The sequence below is a fragment of the Gordonia sp. G4 genome, from assembly GCF_057770005.1.
The window spans coordinates 1,872,703-1,893,454 of record NZ_CM173442.1 but is presented as its reverse complement, the minus strand read 5'-3'; the positions used below and the strand labels follow the sequence as shown (position 1 = coordinate 1,893,454).

Genomic DNA, 20,752 nt, shown 5'->3' with positions numbered 1-20,752 from the left:
TCGGGCGGCTCCGAGCGCGCACCGCAGCGTCGCGAAGGGTAGCTTTACCTGGCAAGCTGACGGGGCCGGAGGAGGGGCCGAGTCCCGCGCGGCGTGGCACCGTTGCCCGGGCTCGAGTTCCCGTGGCCCGTCCATGACCGTCGACGTCTCCCGCCTCCGCGGAAGTTTGAGGACATGAACAGCCAAGACGCTCTCGCAGCCCGTGAGACCCCCACCGATGGAGCGGGTGTGTCCGACCTTCCCGGTGTCGACGCAGCGCAGACCGCCGCAGCACGCTGGCGAGCCGTCGCCGCGGTGCGGGGCGATGCGATCGCCATTCAGACCCCGGAGAGGTCCATCACCTTCGCGGACGCGGCGACCCGCGTCGACGAGTTCGCCCGCCGGATCGTGGCCACCACCGATCCCGACCGACCCGTCGCGGTGGAGATCGAATCCGACATCGAGTCGGTCCTCGCGATGCTCGCCGTCCTGTCGTCGGGGCGCCCCCTCGTGCTGCTCGACCCGTTTCTGCCGGCGGACCGGCTCGACGTCGTGCTGGAACGTTCCGGGGCGCAGCTCCTGAACGCCGCCGATGCCGGCGACCCTGGTCCGCAGGACGCCGTCGTTGCACCCCGCCCGGACGATCCGGCGGTCCTGTTGTTCACCTCAGGATCGACCGGCACCCCCAAAGGGGTTGTGCTCTCCCAGAAGATGCCGGTCAACCATGCCCGCGACGGTCGTCGCTTCCTCGGCATGCGACCCGAGGACCGTGCTGTCGTCCTGCTGCCCCTGAGTTTCGGCGGCGGCCTGGATGCGCTCGCGATGAGCCTGCTCAACGGTTCGACGATGCTGCTCTGGGATGTTCGTCGCCGGACCACGACCGGCCTGCGTGACTGGCTCGTCGCAGAGCACGCGACCACCGCGCACTGCACCCCGTCGTTGCTGCGATCGTGGCTGGGCGAGTTGTCGGCCGCCGACGCCGTCGACTCCCTGCGTCTGCTGTCCACGTGTGGCGAGCCTGCCCACCGTGCCGATGTACAGCAGGCCCGCGACACGATCCTCGCGACCGGGGTGTTCTGTTGCTGGGCAGGCGCATCCGAGGTCGGCAACTTGGCCTTCAACCTGTTCCCGCCCACCCGCGAGGTCGAGCCGGGAGCCATCCCGGTGGGTGTTCCGGCCTCGGACAAGCACATCCGCATCGTCGACGCGGACGGCAATGACCTGCCCGTCGGCACCACCGGTGAGGTCATCGTCGAGTCCGCCCACATCTCGTCCGGCTACCACCGGAATCCGGAGATGACGGCAGCGCGTTTCAGCGGGCTTCCCGACGGCCGAACACGCTACCGCACCGGGGATCTGGGACGACTCGACGAGTCCGGTGAGCTCGCGCTCCTCGGGCGCAGTGACGACGCGATCAAGATCCGCGGCTACCTCGTCGAACCGCTCGAGGTCGAAGCCGCACTCCGCGCCCTGGCGTGGACCACCGACGCGGTCGTGACCGCCAACCGGGACGAGGCGCGACTCACCGCCCACGTCGCGGTGGACCCGGAAAAATGGTCACCATCGCCGGCCGAGATCCGGCAGGAACTCGGGAAGACGTTGACCCCGTGGATGATCCCGCGTGACATCGTCGTCCTCACCGAACTTCCGCGCAACGAACGCGGCAAGGTGGATCGGGCGGCACTGCCACCTCCGCCCGCCCGTCCCGACCACGAACCGCCCCGCGGAATGACCGAGATGGCGCTGCACCGATTCTGGTGTCAGATCCTCGGTCTCGAATCCATCGGCCGGAACGAGGATTTCGTCGAACTCGGGGGTGACTCGCTGGCCGCGGCGAAGATGCTGGCCGAGGTCCAGCATCACCTCCAGCTGGACGTGAACACCGCGATGCTCGCCGAGGCGCCGACGATCGCTCAGTTCGCCCAGCGCATCGAGTCCGCCGCGAGAGAACGGTCGGCGAACGCGTCGGGTGCCACCCTCATCCCGTTGCGCAAGGGCACCGGCCGACCGATCTTCCTGGTTGCCGGAGCCGGCAGCCTCGCGACGAGCCTCACCCCTGTCGTCCGCGCGCTGCACACCGACCGGCCGGTCTACGCCATCCAGTCGCGTGGCGTCGAAAAGCGTGGCCGCGCCGACCATTCCGTTCGCGCCGCGGCACGCCGGGCGATCGCCGACATCCGATCGGTACAACCGCACGGGCCGTACCAGGTCGGCGGTTACTCGCTGGGCGGATTCGTCGCGATGGAGGTCGCGGCACGGTTGACCGACGCGGGCGAGAGATGCGATCCCGTCGTCGTCCTGGACTCGCTGTTCGACCCGGCACTGGCCCGCCGGGTCCGTGGCGAGAAGGTCGGAATCCTCGAGCGCCTGCGTGCCCGGCGTGGTGACACCCAGGACACAACGCTGCCCGACCGCACCGGGGACGATCCCGCTCCCGCGCGAGAACCACTCCCCCAGCGGGTGGTGAAGGAGGTCGTCCTGGCGGTCCTGGTCCGCACCGCGGGGATGGTGCAGCTTCCGACGCCCGTGCAATGGGTCGTGTTCTTCCGGTTGGGCACCAGGATGATCCGCCGCTACCGGCCCCGGGATTACGACGGCCCCGTCGGCGTGATCCGCGCCCGCACCAACCCCGACGACCCGGACCTGTGGCAGCGGATGTCGTCGGGGGAGGTGACCTTCCACGACGTCACGGGCGACCACATCTCGATGATCCGCGCGCCACACGCCGCCGATACCGCGCGGGCGATCGACGACGTGCTCAACTCCTCCGCTCCCTGAGGTGCGCTCCGCACACCTCAGGCCACTGACTCAATCCTGTTCGGCGCGGAGTTTGATGTCGGCGAGTCGGCGATCCCAGCCACGGCCGATCGTGTCGAGCCGATGCGCCACCCGGGACAGCTGCGCCCCCACGGCCTCGTAGCGGATCTCGCGGCCGACGCGTGACGACGTCACCAGCCCCGCCTCGGTGAGGACGCGAAGGTGTTTCGCGATCGCCTGCCTGCTGATCGGCAGCTCGGCCGCGAGACGAGAGGCGGACCCGGGTTCCGAACCCAGCCTGGTGAGGATCTGCCACCGGCTCTCGTCCGAGAGCGCGGCGAAGACCTCCACCGGGACGACGTCAGGCATGCACGCCGCCGAGATGCGTTCGGGCCAGCTCGAGTTCGATGGTCCAACCCTCGTTGTTGCCGTCGAATCGAGCGCGTCGCTCGGCATCGGTTCCCGGCAGCGACGCGAAGCCGGACTCCACGACCTTGAGGAGAACACCGGAATCCGATGGCGTGATCCAGAACTCGACGAGCGTCGAATCCGATTGCGGATCACCGGCATCGGCCAGCCATCGGAATGCCGCGTACCGCGGCTCGTCGAGTTCGACGGTGCGGAATGTGAAGGCGCCATGGACCGGGTCGTGGATGGTCGACAGGTCGCCGTCGCGATCGATCCGGTGATCGGTGATCGCCTTGTCGTTGATGAACCACCCCGGCTCGCTGACCAGAGACCAGACCCGCTCGGCGGGTGCGTCGATCGCGATCTCGCGCTCGATTCGGTCGAATTCGACTGCCGCCGAACCGGTCACGTCGTGTGTATCCGTGTTCTCACTCATCAGTGCTCCCTCGATGCGGATTTGTTTAGTGCAACCCCATGGTTGCACTAAACACGTCACGGCGCAATGGTTCGGAGCTGACATGACCACCCACCCGCTATTCGGGGGAGAGTCTGTCCATCGATGGTGGGTGTGTGGCCGCTGACCCGTAACGGCCGGCCACCGCTAACCCCCGCCCGCGATCAATTCGCGCACAGTCGACGGAAAACAACGCACAGTCGACGAAGAACGGAGCCCGGTCAACGGAGAACGGCGCACGGTCGATGGAAAGAGGCGTCCAGTCGAGTGGGCGCCGGGGTCATTGGTCAGTCCACGAGCTCGGCGAGCCGGCGAATCGCGAACTCGTAGCCGCGGATGCCGTAACCGACGATCACCCCGGCCGCGATCGGCGACACATAGGAGTGATGCCGGAACGCTTCACGTCGGTGCACATTGCTGATGTGCACCTCCAGCACGGGAACATCGGGAATGACGAGTGCGTCGGCGAGCGCCACCGAGGTGTGTGTCCAGCCGCCGGGGTTGATGACGATGCCGCTGATCTTGCCGACCGATTCGTGGATCCAGTCGAGCATCTGGCCCTCGTGGTTGGTCTGCGCGGCGCGCACCCCGAAGCCGAGCTCGGCGGCGGTGCGCTCGGCCAGATCGACCACGTCGGCGAGGGTGTCCGAGCCGTAGACGGCGGGCTCCCGGGTGCCGAGGGTGTTCAGATTGGGACCGTTGAGCAGCAGGATCGGCAAACGGTCTGGCTTCTCGGCGTCGGACATGGCGTTCACCTTACTGGCCCTGACCTGCCGGTCGGCGCCCCCCGGCGAGCCGGTGGAGACGCGGTCGCGCCCGCACCGCCACCGGCCGGGGCGAGACGGCCCAAGGTCTACCATCTCTCTTTGTGCCAGCGCAGACCGTTCGACGAGCGAGGATCGTCGCCATCGTCACCGGACTGCTCGGGTTCTTGCTCGCGCTCGCGACACCGCTCATGCCGGTGTCGCAGCGAACGGCCGAGATCGACTGGCCCCAGAACGGGCAGATCGGTTCGGTCTCCGCCCCGCTGATCGGCTACACGCCCGTCGACCTCGACGTGTCGATCCCCTGCAGCGCGGTCGACGACCTGCCCCCCGGCGGCTCGGTGCTGCTCTCCACCACGCCCAAGCAGGCATCCAAGTCCGGTGAGCGCGGCCTGTTCATCCGCAAGACCGGCGCCTCTGACGCTCCCGCGGACCGGCAAGGCGTCGAGGTGGTGGTCCGCAACGTCTCGCTGGTGTCGGCGACGCTGCAGGACATGCGCGAGCAGGGTTGCCGCGAGATCGTCGTGCACGCCGACTCCGATGCGGTCACCGCCGAATTCGTCGGCATGACCAGCGGCACCCAGAACGAGGACGGCGAGGACGAACCGCTCGCGGGCACGACCGAGGACAAAGAAGCCTTCAAGTACTGGCCCGACCAGCGCCCCCAGGTGACCGGCCTCTTCACCGACCTGTCCGGACCCGCCGCCGACATCGCGGGGCTCGACGCCCACGTCACGATCGACTCTCGCTACAACACCGCCCCGACCATCTCGAAGTGGCTGGTCGTCATCGTCGGAGTGGCCTCGACGCTGCTCTCGCTTTCGGCACTGGCAGCGCTCGACTCCACCGACGGCCGCCGCCATCGCAGGATCTTCCCGGCCCGGTGGTGGCGGCTGAACGCGCGCGACTACGTGGTCATCGGCGCACTGATCGTGTGGCACATGATCGGGCCCAACACCTCCGACGACGGCTACCTACTGACCATGTCGAGGGTGGCGCAGGACAGCGACTACACCGCCAACTACTTCCGGTGGTACGGCGCACCCGAGGCACCCTTCGGCTGGTACTACCAGGTCTTCGGTCTGCTCAGCCACGTCTCGGTCGCCAGTCCGTGGATGCGGCTGCCTGCGCTCCTGTGCGGAATCCTGGTGTGGCTCATCGTCAGTCACGAAGTGCTTCCACGCCTCGGCCGCGCTGCGCTGACCCGGCCGATGGTCGCCTGGACGGCGGCCTTCGCCTTCCTCGCGTGCTGGTTCCCCTTCAACAACGGACTTCGTCCCGAACCGATCATCTGCCTCGGCGCGCTGCTGACCTGGTGCTCGGTCGAACGTGCCATCGCCACCGGTCGCATGCTGCCGGCCGCCGTCGCCTGTCTCATCGGCGCGTTCAGCCTCGCCGCCGGGCCGACCGGCCTGCTCGCCGTGGCCGCGCTGATCGCCGGCGCCCGCCCGATGATCATGGCGCTGATCAAGCGCGCCCGCGTCGTCGCCGAGCTGTCGTCCGCCGAGTCGAACTCCGCCGCATCGCCATCCGAGGAGCCGGCCGCCGGCGCCCGCGACGGCCGGCGCTCGCTCCGCTGGTCGTTCGTCGCGCTGATCGCGCCGATCCTGGCCGCCGGCACCTTCGTCGTCTTCGTCGTGTTCTCCAACCTGACCCTGCGGTCGTTCGCCGAGGCGTCGAGCATGAAGTCGGCGCTGGGGCCGTCGATGAGCTGGTACAACGAGATCGGCCGCTACTCGGCGCTGTTCGCCTTCTCCGCCGACGGTTCGATCGCGAGGCGTTTCGCGGTGCTGGCGATGATCCTGGGCCTGGTCGTCTCGGCCGCGGTGCTGATCCGCAAGAACCGTATTCCCGGCACCGCCATCGGCCCGACGCGCCGCATCGTCGCGATCACGTTCGCGTCGCTGGTCTTCCTCATGTTCACGCCCACCAAGTGGACCCATCATTTCGGTGTCTTCGCCGGTATCGCCGCCGCACTCGCCGCGATCGCGGCGATCGCCGCCAGTCAGCAGTCGATGCACTCGCGACGCAACCGCACCCTGTTCTGCGCACTCGTCCTCTTCATCGGCGGACTCGCGTTCACCGCCCCGAACTCCTATTACTACTACTCCGCATGGGGCATGCCGTGGGGCGTCGAACAGGTCACGATCGGCGGCGTCATGCTCGGCAGCGTGCTGCTCTACGCCGCGCTCGCGCTGCTGCTCGTCGCCCTGTGGTTCCACTTCCGTGAGCCGTTCACCGGGACCGATCCACACGTCGAGGAGTCCACTGCCGACGACACCTCGCACCAGCGCTGGTACCGGCGGCTGGGTGCCTCGATGGCGGCCGCTCCGCTGGCCTACCTCGCGTTGGCGGTCGTCGTCTTCCAGATCGTCACCGCGATCTTCGCCGGCATTCACCAGAGCTCGTCGTACTCGGTGCCCCGCTCCAACTTCGCCGCGGTCGCGGGCAACCCCTGCGGCATGGCCGACAAGGTCTGGGTGGAATCCGATCCCAACCGCGACATGCTGCGCCCGGTCGATCCCACCCTGCCGAATCCGCTCGGCGGACCGCCACCGGCACCCGGCACCTCACCGACCACGTCGGGGTTCTTCCCCAACGGCGTGCCGACGGCGCTGGAGTCGACGGCCAGCGAGGGTTCGCTCGGCGTGCTGTCGGGAGACGTCTGGCAGTCCCCCGACATCGTCAACTCCAATCCCGGCGGCACCGGCGGCGGCGAGATCGCCGAACCCGGGATCAACGGCAGCACCGCGGCGCTCCCCTTCTTCCTCGACCCGGCCGAGACCCCGGTCATGGGTAGCTACTCCAAACTCGACCAGGTCCCGGCCCGCCTCACCTCCGGCTGGTACGCACTGCCGCCGGACTGGCGGGACCGCCCGCTGCTCACGATGTCCGTGGCAGGCGAGTACGACAACCCGAACGTGATGCTCGAGTACACCGCCGAGCCCATCGGCCCCGACACCCGCGACGCCGACCTCGAGGCCGCCGGCGACACCGAGCTCATCGATCCCGGCCCGCGCCCGTCGTGGCGCAACCTCCGGTACAACACCGACGAGCTCCCGTCGGACACCACCGCGGTGCGGATCGTCGCGACCGACGACAACCTCGCCGAAGACCGGTTCATCGTGCTGACCCCGCCGCGGATCCCGCAGATGGACACCCTCCAGGACGTCGTCGGCGACACCGACCCGGTCCACATCGACTGGACGTCTGGTCTGGCATTCCCGTGCCAGCGTCCGTTCACCCACGACGTCGGCGTCGCGGAGATCCCGAAGTGGCGCATCAAGCCCGGATCCGACCTGGCAGCCGCGGTGTCCGCGTGGCAGAACAGCTTCGGCGGCGGCCCGCTCGGCTGGATCGAGGTCTCGCAGCAGGCGACGGCGCTGCCCACCTATCTGATGGCCGACATCGGACGGGACTGGGGCGCCCTCGAACGCTACGAGCCCTACGGCGACGTCGACACGCTCGCCGAGATCGAGACGGGAACGGCCACCCGCAGCGGGCTGTGGAGTCCCGCGCCGCTTCGGCACTGACGATTCGGCGGCGCCGACGACCGGTCGCCGTGGTGGTGGTCGGCCAGGCGAGCTGCTCTCCAGTCACCAGTGGTCGGCGAGTATGCGTGTGAGGGCTGCTTCGACTGGGGTCAGGGGTTGGGTGGTGAGGTGCTCCGGCGGTGCCGGTGGGTGGACGAGTTGTCGGTAGGCGAGTTCGAGGCGTCGGCCGCGGTCGCCGTGGCCGATGGCGTCGGGGCGCGCCTGGTCTGGGCGCGCCTGGTCGCCGGGCCGGGTGGTCGGTCCGTGAATCTCGTCGCGCACGGTGTTCAAATGTTCTGTGAACCGCCGGGGTATGTCGGGCCGGCGGTTGAGGCGGTCGGGGTTGGGTGGTGCGCCGGGTTCGGCGTTGAGTGTCCAGACGCATCGGCCTTCGTCGGGTCCGGACCGTGCGATGCGGGTGGTGTACTGGCCGGGCTGGTCACCGACCATGCGGTTGTGTCGTGGGCAGGCGGGGGCGAGGTCGTCGATGTCGGTGAGACCGCCTTTGGCCCAGTCCTTGTGGGCGTGATGGAGTTCGACGTGGGTGGCGGGTTGATCGCACCCGGGTGCCGAGCACACTTCGCCGTCGGGGCGGGCGAAGGAGACGAGGCGTTGTTCGCGGGTGGCCAGACGTTTGCCCCTACCGAAGTACAGCGGTACGGCGGTGGAGTTCTTGAAGATCGCCAACCACGGTTGAACGTCGGCGGCCATGGCGATGAGGTCGGGGATGGGTAGCAGGGTTCCGGTGGCGGTGGTGGCGAGGCCGGCTTCGCGGACGAGGTCGCCGAGGTCGGCTTTGATGATCAGTTGCACGGGCAGGCCGCGGTGCGATCTCCCGAGCAGTCCGTCCTCGAGGACAGCCTTCAGTAGCGCGTTGAGCGCGTCGTGGCTGATCTGAGCGGGGGTGCGGTCGTCGCGTTCGGCTGCGGCGGCCAGTTGTTCGGGGTCGGCCTCTTCGACCGAACCGGTCGGCGAATCTGGATCACCTGGGTTATTCATGCCGGGCTTGGCCCAGACGGCCAAGAGCATGGTGACGCGGGCGGCAAGTTCGGGGGTGAGGGTGCCGGTGAGTTTGGCGGTGCCGTCGGCGCGTTGGCGGTTGACCCACAGGTTGCGGCGCTGTTTGTGGTCGGTGTCGTCGGCCAGGGTGCCGTCGGGGTCGAGGTGGGCGAGCAGGCGCGCGCCGAGTTGGGTGATGTCGGCGGGGGTGTGGGCTTCGGCGATCTCGGCCATCTGTCGTTCAGCAGCGACTTTCACATCGTGGTCGGTGCCATGTGGGATCTGGTCGAGGACGTCGATGACGGCTCGGACGTGGGCGGTGCCGACCCGGCCGTCGGCCAACGCCTCGGCGAGGGTGGGGTGTTCGGGTGGCAGCGCTTCGCCGGTGTGGGTGAGGTGGGTGGCGGTCGCCTCACGCTGGTTGTTGCGGCGCATCGGGTCGGACACCCTCAGTCGGTGGGTGATGAACGCAGTGATGGAGCGGTATCCGGTGCGATGGGGTAGGTCGCGGTCGGCGATGGTGACCATCTGCCGGTCACCGGCGTAGGTGAGGCGGGCGATCGCTTTCTCGGTGTCGGCGGCGACGTCGACGAGTTCGGTATCCGAACACGCGCTCAGGTCGACGGTCTGTAGTTCACCGATCAGCCGGTGCAGTTCGGCGAGGAGTTCGGGCGCCCGCGACGTGGGCAGCGAACCGTCGATGTGCGTGGTGTCGGCCATGACGGTCACCCCCCGAGAACCGTAGCTGCGAATGTACGTTCGACTGTACACGAAAGACGGGCAGTCGGCAGCTCGAAATATGCTGTCCAACAACTCTTTTCCTCCCTAGAGCGACCACTCTCGATTGTCGGTGGTTGCTGGTACCCTCCGCCTGCGGCCAAGGATCTGAGCGGTCCTGCGGTGCGGGACCCTTCGTGGCTCGTCGCTATCGCTCCTCGCACCTCAGCCTGAATCCGTGGATGAGGTTCTGGTCGGGTGAGGTCGCGGTGTTTGAGTGTCTGATTGTGTTGTGGGCGTGTGGGATTCGCTGATCTTGTGTCAGCTTTTTCACTGGGGTTCCTGGTCGTGGGTGGGCATGTGAGGGTTGAGGGGTCAGGTGGTGTTCACCGCGGCCCACAGGGCGGTGAAGGCGTGTTGGGTTGGCCAGTGGCGGGGTAGGTGCAGGACGGGTGTTCGTGCTGGTCGGGCTAGTCGGGCGGGTATCGCGATCAGGGTGCGGCGCAGCGTCGCCCCGCGCGCGGCGCGCAGTCTGGGGGTGGCGGTGAGTGCGGCGAGGGTGCGCATCAGGTTGTGGCTGATGGCGGTCAACGCCAGCCAGGCGGCGTTGGCGCCGAACATCCCGGAGGGTAGGTGTGCCAGTGGTCCGTCGATGAGGTCGGCGAACACGGTTTCGATGATGGCGTGGCGGCGGTGGTTGATGTCGGCGGTGACGGTGTCGTCGGTGGTGTTGGTGAAAAATGCGTGGTATCGCCAGGCGGGCATCAGGGTGTCGGTGTTGGCGGGGTGGTGGGCTTTGACCCGGCGCACGATGAGTCGGGCGGTGACCGGCTGTGATGACTGGGGTTGCACGGTGTGCAGGGTTTCGGCGACTTCGGCCTCGGAGATCAGTTCGCCGGTGTCGGGGTCGGTGACCGCGCCGGGGTAGTGCACCGGGGTCCAGGCGTCGTCTCCGATCGCGGTGATGGCGCGGGTGATCGCGGTGTTGGTGCGCAGGACCAGCGAGAACGTCGCTGCGAGGCGTTGGCAGGTGCGCATCACCGCGGCGGTGCCATAAGCGGAGTCGCCGCGTACGGTGATCTCCCCGCTTGCCCCACACTGCCGTGCAGTAGTGAGGGTTTCAGCGATCATCTTCGCGGCCCCGCTACCGGAGGCGCAGCGGCCGGCGCGCAGCCAGGTGTTGGCAATCACCGGTGGATGATCGGGTGCGGACAGAGTGGTGATCAGCGGGGACAGACCTTTGCGCAGGAGTTCACGTCCAGCGATCTTGGCGTGCCCGTAGGAGGCTCCGGCCTTGTGGTAGCCGTAGACCGGGCGCAGTAGCGAGTCGATGTCGACAAACACCCGGGACCCGTCGGTGGGTAACAACCCTGCCCGCGCGCACATCGCTGGTAGTGCCCGGGTCATCACCGCGTTGAGTTGTCGGGCATGGCCGGGGGTGAACTCACGCAGGGTTTGTCCGATCGTGGCTGGGGCGTACACGTGGTCGAACAGGCGGGTGTGCCCACCACTGCGAACCATCCCGAGGTCGTCGATGCTGTCAGCACCGCAACAGAATCCGGCGATCACGGTCAACAGTTTCGCCTCGAGGTTGGCCCCGGCCGAGGCGACCTGGGTGGTGCCGAGATCGACCCGGTCGTCCAGCAGAGACGCCAACCCGGTCGACTCGGCCACCGCCATGACCGGTACCAGCCCGGCGTGCGACACCAGGTTGTCGTCGTCGAAGACAGCGGATGTGGCGGTGAACTTGTGCGATACTTTCACTGAAAGTGCCTTCTGAGCTGGAATGTTTTGTGTCTCAACACCACCAATCATTCCAGCTCAGAGGGCATTTTCGCGTTATCGACACCCCGCACCTATCCACGGATCCAGGCTCAGGGAGCAGAGGGCCACCGCCTGCGCTCCTCACCTCAAGGGAGCAGAGGGCCACCGCCTGCGTTCCTCAGCCCAGGGAGCAGAGGGCCACCGCCTGCGCTCCTCGCACCTCAGGGAGCAGAGGGGGCCACCGCCTGCGCTCCTCGCACCTCAGGGAGCAGGAGCACCGCCTGCGCTCCTCAGCTCAGGGAGCAGTGGTACCGACGGTCACGCACCTTGTCGAGCAGGGCTGCGGGGTGGGCCCTAGGTGGCCCGGGGCACGTCGCTTACGATGAGGCACCGTGCCTGTGACAGCCCCGACCTCGCCAGAGGATCCCGCAGAAACGTCGTCGTCGGGGCCATCGACCAGGATCTCCGCGGGCACCGCCCGGTGGATCGCGACAGTGGCCGGGATCGCGGGCATCGTGTTGTGCGCCCTCACCCCACTACTCCCGGTCAAGGCCGTCGACGCCGGTTTCGCGTGGCCGGCCGGACAGGACCTGGGCGCCGAGAGTTCGTCGGTGATGGCGCCACTCATCGCGCAGACCCCGCAGACCCTCGAGGCCCGCATCCCGTGCGCGACGCTGGCGTCCGCGGACGACGGCGTGGTCCTCGCGACGATGCCGACCAACGCGCCGAAGTCGAAGTCGTCGTCGTTGTGGGTCACCGCCACCGACGCCGCGATCACCGTGACCTTCCGGAACAGCCTCGCCGCCACCGCCGCACGCGCCGACCTGGACCGATGCCGGGAATTGCGCATCTTCTCCGCACCCACCGGTCCGGGCGCCCAGTTCGTCGGGCTCGGCGAGTCGACGACACTGCCGCCCGACCGCCGTCCGCAGGTCGACGGCATCTTCAGCAACCTGAGCCCCGAGCAGGCACGCGCCGCCGCTGCCGACGGCCTGCGCGTGCAGGTGGACATCGACAATCGATACGAGTCGTCCCCGTCGATCCTCAAGATCGTGGTGACGGTGCTCGCTGTGCTGTCGGTTCTCGTCGCCGTCGTCGCACTGGGACTGCTCGACCGCATCGGCGGGTACCACCGGCGGATCGGCGCACGGACCCGGTCCTGGTGGCATTCGCTGAAACCCCGGGCCACCGACCTGATCGTGACCGCGATCCTCCTGGTCTGGAGCGTCCTCGGGGCCGGCTCGCCCGACGACGGTTACATCCTCAACATGGGCCGGACCGCCGACGGCTTCGGCTACCTCGCCAACTACTACCGCTTCTACGGCATCCCCGAGGCGCCCTTCGACTGGTACTACAGCTTCCTCGCGGTGTGGTCGTCGGTCTCGCCGTCGGTGCTGTGGATGCACATCCCGCAACTCGTCGCCGGGCTCGTGTCGTGGTTCGTCCTCAGCCGCGTGCTCCTGCCGCGCCTGGGTCCGGCGGTACGGCGGAGTTCATGGGCGATCTGGGCGGCCGCCATGACGTTCACCGCGTTCTGGTTGCCGTTCTGCAGCGGGTTGCGCAGTGAGGGGATCATCGTCCTGGGTTCGCTGCTCACCTGGTGGGCCGCCGAACACGCCATCGCGACCCGACGACTCCTTCCGGCAGCACTCGCCGCGCTCGTCGCGGGTTTCACCCTCGCTCTGGCCCCGCACGGCGTCGTCGGTGTGGCCATCCTGCTGGTGGCGGCCCGCTCGCTGCTGCACATCCTCATCGATCGGCGAAAGCGACTCGACGGCTCCGTCTGGACGACGACGCTGACCCTCGTCGCGCCGATCGCGGCGGCCGGGATGCTCGTCCTGATCGTGGTGTTCCGGGATCAGACCCTGGCGACCGTCCTCGAGGCGATCAAATTGCGCTACTCGGTCGGGCCGGTCATCTCCTGGCACCAGGAGTTCCTGAGGTACTACTTCATCTCCGTCGTGACCGACGACGGCGCGCTCACCCGTCGGGTGCCGCTGCTGCTCCTGCTCGCCGGCCTGTTCGTGACGGTCGCGGTCATGCTGCGCCGCACGAGAATTCGCGGAGTCGATCCGGGACCGGCATGGCGCCTCATCGGTGCCGTCGGCGTCACCCTGCTGCTGTTCGCGTTCACGCCCACCAAATGGACCATCCAGTTCGGCGTGCTCGCCGGGCTGGCGTCGGCGGTCGCGGCGGTGGCCACCGTGGCCGTGGCCCAGTCGGCAGCCCGGTCCGCACGGAACCTGACTGTGTTCGTCTCCGGGTTGCTGTTTGCGATGGCGGCGGCGATGGCGGGTTACAACTCGTGGCCGTTCCTCTACGAATACGGCATCTCCTGGTTCGACCGGGCGCCGGTCATCGCCGGTTTCCAGGCGTCGACCCTGTTCCTGATCCTCGCCGTGATCGCGGCCGGGGTCGCGGTGTGGCAGCACCTGCGGTTGGACTACGTCACCAATCGCGGTCTCGCCCACGCCGACACCGGCCCCGGCGAGACCCGGGCGGATCGTCGGCGACTCTTCCTCGCCTCCTCACCACTGGCGGTGATCGCCGGCCTGCTCGTGATCGTCGAGTTGCTGCTGTTCGCCAAGGCCGCGGTGACCCGGTATCCGGCGTCGACCGCCCTGGCCGAGAACCTGAACACCCTGCGCGGCGACAGCTGTGGGCTCGCCGACGACGTCCTCGTCGAACTCGATCCCAACGTCGGCATGCTGACCCCGGCGGCGGGCGCGAACGCGACGCAGGCACTTCGCGGCGAGAACCCGGTGGGCTTCTCGCCCAACGGGATCCCCGACGACCTCCAGCCCGAGCCGGGGAGCCAGCGCCCCGGGCAGATGAACGTGTCGGCGAGCATGGCCCGCCCGTTCGCGATCACCGGCGGCCTGGGCGCCGGGACGACCGGCGGACGCGGACCGGAAACCGTGAACGGTTCCACCGCCAAACTGCCCTACGGGCTCGACCCCGCCACCACACCGGTCCTGGGCAGCTACGGATATCCGGGCGAGGCCCGCCTCACGACCGGGTGGTACGACCTGCCCGCCGACCGCGCGGCGTCGCCGCTGCTGGTGTTCAGCACCGCGGGCGCCGTCTCGACCGTCGACACCTTCGGCGTCCGGAACTTCGGGCAGAAGATGGTGGTGCAGTTCGGCCGCCCGGGCGCGGACGGGACCTTCGAACAGGTCGGCCCCGACATCCTGCCCATCGATCCCGGACCCGTGATCCTCAACATGCCCTGGCGCAACATGCGCGTGCCGATGTCGGCGGCCCCACCGCGAGCCACCGTGATGCGATTGTCCCTGCAGGACAACAACCTCGGCGAGAAGCAGTTCATCGGGATCACCCCGCCGCGCGCACCACGGTTGCAGACGCTGCAGGAGGTCGTCGGATCGACGGCACCCACGCTCATCGACTTCGGGGTGGCCTCGCACTTCCCGTGCCAGCGGCCGATGGGCGTCTCCCACGGCGTCGCCCAGGTGCCGCAGTGGCGCATCCTGGGCGACTATCCGCTGACCAACTCCCAGTCCAAGACCTGGCAGGCCGGCGTCGACGGCGGGCTGCTGGGCATCTCCGAGGCCACCACCTCCGCGGCAGCGGTCTCGACGTACCTGCAGGACGACTGGGTGCGCGACTGGGGCGCACTGGAGAAGCTGACACCGCTCGTGTCCGACGCATCCGACGCGCGGATCGACACGGCACAGACGACGCAATGGGGCTGGTCGCGCACCGGCTCGATCAGGGTGGAGCCCCAATCCGATGAGTGAGTCCCGTTTCTCCCGTCTGGCGACGGTCAACCCGAAGATCACGGTCAACCCGAAGATCGTCGCGACCGTCACCGGTCTGCTCGGCTTCCTGCTCGCGGTGCTCACTCCCCTGTTGCCGGTCAATCAGTCGACCGCGGAACTGAAGTGGCCGCAGGGCGGCGAGGTCTCGAACGTCGCGGCGCCGCTGGTGTCCTTCGTGCCGATCGACATGGACATGTCGGTGCCGTGCTCACTTGCCACCCGGCTGCCCGAGCAGGGCGGAGTTCTGCTGTCGACGATCCCCGAGGGCGGCCAGGACGCCGGCGCCCGCGGATTGTTCGTCCGCGCGAGCGCCGATGCGCTGACGCTCACCGATCGCAACGTCGCGCTGCTGAACACCGATCGCGCCGCCGCACAGTCGAATCCGAACTGCCGCATCGTCATGCGCGCCGACGGCGAAGGCGTGAGCGGGCGATTCGAGGGACTGCCGGAACCGGCCGCGGACTCGGGCGCCTCACATGGCTTCACACTGGCCGACCACGAGATGCGTCCCCAGATCGTCGGCATCTACAGCGATCTGCCCGCCGACGCACCGCGCGACGGGTTGTCGCTGCGCGCCACCATCGACACGCGCTACGTCAGCACCCCCACCCCGCTGAAGCTCACCGCGATCGTGCTCGGCATCCTCATGACGATCGTCTCGCTGATCGCCCTCGGGGTTCTGGATCGGCGGGATGGCCGCAGCCACAAGCGTTTCCTGCCGTCGGGATGGTTCACCATCCGGCCACCCGATGTCGCGGTGTTCGCGATTCTCGCCTTCTGGTGGTTCGCGGGCGCCAACACCTCCGACGACGGTTACAACTTCATCGTCGGCCGGATCGCCGGAGACGCCGGCTACGCCGACAACTACTTCCGCTACTTCGGTGTGCCGCAGGATCCGTTCGGCTGGCATTTCCAGGTGATCTCGGCCATGACGGATGTGAGTGTCGCGGCACCGTTCATGCGCCTGCCCGCGTTCCTTCTCGGTCTGCTCGGCTGGTGGTTGATCAGCCGAGAGGTGATCCCTCGTCTGGGCCGCGCGGTCCGGCACAGCACCCCCGCCGTCTGGTCGGCGGCGTTCGTCTTCCTCGCGATCTGGTTGCCGTTCAACAACGGCTTGCGGCCCGAGCCGGCCGAGGCCGTCGGCGCACTGCTCACCTGGTGCTGTGTGGAACGCGCGATCGCGACCCGTCGACTGCTCCCCTACGCCGTGGCGGTGGTCACCGCCGCCTTCACGCTCGCCCTCGCCCCCGGCGGGCTCATGGCGGTCGCCGCGCTGCTCGCCGGAATCCGACCGATCGTCAAGACACTGGTGTCACGTCGCTCCCGCGACGGGCTGCTGCCGATGCTCGCGCCCATCCTGGCGGCCGGCACGGCCGTGCTGTTCCAGATCTTCGCCGATCAGCCGCTCGCACCGCTGATCGCGGGCAACAAGGTCGCCTCCGACGTGGGTCCGACGCTGGAGTGGTGGCAGGAACCGATCCGTTACTACTACCTGATCCTGCCGACCGCCGACGGCACGCTCGCACGACGTTTCGGCGTGCTGGCGATGATCCTGTGCCTCTTCGTCGTACTGCTCCGCCTCCTTCGGCGTGAGCATCCGAACGGTGTCGCGCGCGCGCCGATCTGGCGTCTGGTCGCGGTGACCCTCGGCACCATGTTCTTCATCGCCTTCACGCCGACCAAGTGGACCCACCACTTCGGTGTGTACGCGGGCATCGCCGCGGGTCTCGCCGCCGCAGCGGGCGCGATGATGGCGCCGGCGGTGCTGCGATCACGACGCAATCGCAGCTTCTTCGCGGCCGCGGTGCTCGCGATCACGGGCATCTCTTTCGCCGGCACCAACGGCTGGTGGTTCGTCGGCAGTTACGGGGTCCCGTGGTGGGATCGCCCACCGACGGTGGGCGGCCTCAACATAGCCTGGTTCATCCTGGTCGCCGCGGTCGCCACCGCACTGGCGGGCCTGTGGTTCCACTTCCGCGACGACTTCGTCGACGAGACGACCCGTACGCGGGGTAGCGACAAGTGGTATTCGAAACTCAAGTTCTCACCGCTACCGGTCATCGCCGGGCTGATGGTGCTGTTCATGGTCGCCTCCTTCGCGAAAGGCGCCTACGAGCAACGTGATTCGTGGTCGTGGATGAAGTCCAACGCTCGTGCGCTCACCGGCGACCCGTGCGGCCTGGCGAACGACGTCCTCGTGGAGGCCGACCCCACCGCCGGGCTCCTGCGGCCCGCGGCCGTGGACGGCCGTCCGGCCCCTGACATCGCTGCCGCACTGGCAGGTCCGGACGCCTCCGGCTTCACCCCCAACGGCGTACCCGACCGGTTGTCGGTCGATGCGACCGAGAGCACCGAGTCGTCGAGTACCTCCGGTTCGCAGAACAGCGCCCAAACCGGTGCGGGCTCGGACGAATCCGGCGACAGCTCGTCCGCACAGGGCGGTACCGAAGGCGGCCAGGGCGTCCGGGGCGTCAACGGGTCGACCGTGCGTCTGCCGTTCGGACTGAACCCTGCCGAGACGCCGGTACTCGGCAGCTACGGCTCGCCGTCGGGCACCGGATCGTTGACCTCGGACTGGTACCAGTTGCCCGAACGCTCCGACGACGCCCCGCTGCTGACGATGGCGGTCGCCGGCTCGGTCGAAGCGGTCGACGGGATCGGGGTGATCCACGCCGGGCAGAAGGTCACGATGCAGTTCGGCCGCGTGGAGGCCGACGGCCGGGTGAGCACCCTGGGCCGGATGTTCCCGATCGACATCGGCGAGACCCCGACGTGGCGCAACCTGCGGTTCCCGCTCGCCGACTCGCCACCCCGGGCGACCGTCGTCCGGGTCGAGGTCGCCGACACCGCGGCCGCACCGTCGGAGTGGGTGGCGGTGACACCGCCGCGGGTCAGCGCGCTGGCGACGCTCAACGACGTCGTGGGTCAGACCGACCCGGTCTTCATCGACTGGCTGCCCGGCATGGTCTTCCCATGTCAGCAGCCGATGAAGGTGCGCAACGGCGTCCTCGAGGTACCTCAGTGGCGGATCATGCCCGACGCCGAGGCCACCCGGAAGAACAGCCAGACCTGGATGTCGGGAACCGCGGGCGGCCCGCTCGGGATCACCGAGGCGATGCTGCGACCGACCCTGCTACCGACGTACCTGCGCAACAACTGGGGTCGCGACTGGGGCGGTCTGCAGAAGTTCGCCGAGATCATCCCGGCGCCGGCCGCGGAACTCGACCTCGGCACCGCTCGGCGCTCCGGGCTGTACGACCCCGCGCCGATGCGTTCCAGCGGCTACTGACCGATCGTCGAGCACCGCGTCGACCTGGGGTTTCTGCTTCCCCCAGGTCGACGCGGCAAACACGTGGACACGCTTCGTTATCTCACTGTGATGTGCCGTCTCGGTTCCGTCACTCATGGCCGTGAGCCCTCGTCACATGTCCGATCCCAGCCTAATTTCGAGTCATGCCTTCATTCACCGCACCTGGACTCAGCAACGAAGCCGCCAACGAGGTCGTGGGCATCCTGCAGGAGCGCCTCAGCGCGTTGAACGACCTGCACCTCACCCTCAAGCACATCCACTGGAACGTGGTCGGCGCGAACTTCATCGGCGTGCACGAGATGATCGACCCGCAGGTCGAACTCGTCCGCGGATACGCCGACACCATCGCCGAGCGGATCGCGACCCTCGGCGCGTCGCCCAAGGGCACCGCCAAGGCCATCGAAGCCGACCGGTCATGGAGCGACTACTCCATCGGCCGCGACACCGCGCAGGCCCACCTCGGCGCCCTCGACCTCGTCTATGACGGGTTCATCACCTCGCATCGCGACGGCATCGCCAAGATCGGTGACATCGACCCGATCACCGAGGACATCCTCATCGGACAGACGGCCGAACTCGAGAAGTTCCAGTGGTTCGTCCGCGCACACCTGGAGAGCTACACCGGCGAGCTCACGCACGCCGGCGCCAGCGGCGAGAAGGAAGCGGCCGACGCCGCCCGCTGAGCTCGCCCACAAGACCGAGTAGCGGGTCACCACACCCCCGGACCCGCCCCCGGAGCCGCGGTCGCGACCTCCCGCCCCGTTAGTCGCGACCGCGGTAACACCCTTTTCTGTACCGACAAGCACGAACAGGCACTGACACAGCACGAGGACTCACAGCCGAATACGTTGCGCCGCTTGGAACCACGGGTACCAAGGGCCGCTTCATCATGTTCGTGGACCGACGGTTTGTTACGCTGGCCACAGGCTTTTGCCGCGAACAGGATGTGAAGCAATCCGCGTCCACCAGATCGATCGGGGCGCTTCTCGCTCTGACGGGGAGGCACGTGTGTCCGAAACGCGATCATTCACCCTGTTCGATGATCTGGAGCTCCACATGCAGTTCGCGCCGGTCTGCCGGCTGTCCGACGGCGCCCTCGCCGCCGTCGAACTGCAGCTCCGGGGTCCGGCCGGGACCCGCCTCGCCACAGCCGCCGCCCTCAAACGCGCCGCCCGCCTGGTCGAAGAACATCCCGTCCTCGACGAGCGCAAGCGCAAGATGGCCGCCTCCCAGCGCGCGCAGTCGCTGGCCAAGATCCTGCCTCTGCTGGTGTCCCTCGATCTCGACCTCATCGACAATCTCGACGACGACACCGCGCGCAGCCTCGAACGCCACGTCATGGTCATCCTGCCCGACGCCGTCGAGCGCAGCCCGCAACGCACACTCGCCCGCGTCGCCCGCGCCCGGGCGGCCGGCAAGATCATCTGCGTCGACGGTCTCGTCCGCAGCGAGCACGCGGCCACGCTGCTCTCCCTCGTCGAACCCGACATCATCGTCACCGGCGCCGAGTTGCTCACGTCGCGGACCAGCTCCGACGCCGCCCACCTCGCGCACGCGCTCGCCGCGCACACCGAACGCAGCCATGCCGTCGTCATCGCCGAGGGCGTCGACGACGAGGCCAGCCGGATCACGGCGCAGACCATGGGCGCCGTTTTCGGAATCGGCGACCTCTATCCGGCCGTGACCGATCCTGCCGTGCTCGCCAGCCGTACCGTCGTGCCGCTGCCCGACATGCCGGTCTGGACCACGCCCGGCCCGGAGAAGTCGACTCCGTATCGCATCGCGTCGACCTCCATCTCGCCGCGCATGGGCAACAAGCGCCTGCTCATCGAGATGAGCAAGGCGCTGGAGGAACAGGCGGCCATCGGCGGTGCCGCGATCGTCCTCGGCACGTTCCAGTTCGCCGAACACTTCACCTCGCGTACCGCGAAGCGGTGGCGGGAGATGTCGGAGAAGACCGGCCTGGCCGGGGTCTACGGTGTCGGACTTCCCGACATCCGGGACGGGAACGTGCACCGCGCGCCCCTCGACGCCGACGACGACCTCATCAACGAGTGGAACGTCGCCGTCCTCGGACCGCATTTCGCCGCCCTGCTGTCGGCGCGCGACCAGCACGACGCCGGTCCCGATCTCGAGCGCACCTTCGAATTCGTGCAGACCTACGACCGCATGACCGTCACCCAGGCAGTGCACTCGATCCTCATGCGGTTCTCCTGATCCGGATCGCGCGCAGCGACTCGTAGCGTCAATGCGCACATAGCGCGCATTGACGCTACGAGATCCGGTCA

The 20,752-nt window shown here is 68.3% G+C and carries 11 protein-coding genes; 6 read left to right on the top strand and 5 right to left on the bottom strand.

Annotated elements, in window-relative coordinates; translation table 11 throughout:
• The first annotated feature begins 174 nt into the window (after positions 1-174).
• Positions 175-2,757: an alpha/beta fold hydrolase gene (locus AC3B5T_RS08295; RefSeq protein ID WP_488358512.1), complete on the top strand. Its 2,583-nt coding sequence runs from the start codon at positions 175-177 to the stop codon at positions 2,755-2,757.
• 30 nt (positions 2,758-2,787) lie between these two features.
• On the opposite strand, the gene AC3B5T_RS08290 is transcribed toward AC3B5T_RS08295, so the two are convergent.
• The 3 genes from AC3B5T_RS08290 to aroQ all read right to left on the bottom strand — a co-directional run bounded on the left by AC3B5T_RS08290 (position 2,788) and on the right by aroQ (position 4,344).
• Positions 2,788-3,105, bottom strand: coding sequence for an ArsR/SmtB family transcription factor (locus tag AC3B5T_RS08290; protein ID WP_488358511.1), 318 nt, complete (start codon positions 3,103-3,105; stop codon positions 2,788-2,790).
• Positions 3,098-3,580 (bottom strand): SRPBCC domain-containing protein, encoded by a 483-nt coding sequence (locus tag AC3B5T_RS08285; protein WP_488358510.1) that lies wholly within the window; start codon positions 3,578-3,580, stop codon positions 3,098-3,100. The genes AC3B5T_RS08290 and AC3B5T_RS08285 overlap by 8 nt, the downstream gene beginning before the upstream one ends.
• A gap of 305 nt (positions 3,581-3,885) precedes the next feature.
• The gene (gene aroQ / locus AC3B5T_RS08280) at positions 3,886-4,344 is read right to left on the bottom strand and encodes a type II 3-dehydroquinate dehydratase (protein ID WP_010843189.1); all 459 of its coding nucleotides are present in this window, start codon (positions 4,342-4,344) and stop codon (positions 3,886-3,888) included.
• A 122-nt stretch (positions 4,345-4,466) separates the two neighbouring features.
• Here aroQ and AC3B5T_RS08275 point away from each other — a divergent pair, with 122 nt between their 5' ends.
• Positions 4,467-7,895, top strand: coding sequence for an arabinosyltransferase domain-containing protein (locus AC3B5T_RS08275; RefSeq protein ID WP_488358509.1), 3,429 nt, complete (start codon positions 4,467-4,469; stop codon positions 7,893-7,895).
• Positions 7,896-7,958: 63 nt separating this feature from the next.
• On the opposite strand, the gene AC3B5T_RS08270 is transcribed toward AC3B5T_RS08275, so the two are convergent.
• Entirely contained in the window at positions 7,959-9,614 is a 1,656-nt protein-coding gene (locus AC3B5T_RS08270) for an HNH endonuclease signature motif containing protein (protein WP_488358508.1), read from the bottom strand.
• A gap of 372 nt (positions 9,615-9,986) precedes the next feature.
• Entirely contained in the window at positions 9,987-11,375 is a 1,389-nt protein-coding gene (locus AC3B5T_RS08265) for an IS1380 family transposase (protein WP_488358507.1), read from the bottom strand.
• Between the two features lie 392 nt (positions 11,376-11,767).
• Here AC3B5T_RS08265 and AC3B5T_RS08260 point away from each other — a divergent pair, with 392 nt between their 5' ends.
• The 4 genes from AC3B5T_RS08260 (at position 11,768) to AC3B5T_RS08245 (ending at position 20,681) form a co-directional block, all read left to right on the top strand.
• Positions 11,768-15,133, top strand: coding sequence for an arabinosyltransferase domain-containing protein (locus tag AC3B5T_RS08260; RefSeq protein WP_488358506.1), 3,366 nt, complete (start codon positions 11,768-11,770; stop codon positions 15,131-15,133).
• Positions 15,126-18,443 (top strand): arabinosyltransferase domain-containing protein, encoded by a 3,318-nt coding sequence (locus AC3B5T_RS08255; RefSeq protein ID WP_488358505.1) that lies wholly within the window; start codon positions 15,126-15,128, stop codon positions 18,441-18,443. The genes AC3B5T_RS08260 and AC3B5T_RS08255 overlap by 8 nt, the downstream gene beginning before the upstream one ends.
• Before the next feature lie 164 nt (positions 18,444-18,607).
• A complete protein-coding gene (locus AC3B5T_RS08250) occupies positions 18,608-19,147 on the top strand; it encodes a Dps family protein (RefSeq protein ID WP_010844834.1) in 540 nt (179 codons plus the stop codon).
• 325 nt (positions 19,148-19,472) lie between these two features.
• Positions 19,473-20,681 carry a DICT sensory domain-containing protein gene (locus tag AC3B5T_RS08245; RefSeq protein ID WP_488358504.1) on the top strand — a complete coding sequence of 403 codons (1,209 nt, stop codon included), beginning with the start codon at positions 19,473-19,475 and terminating at the stop codon, positions 20,679-20,681.
• Positions 20,682-20,752 lie beyond the last annotated feature (71 nt).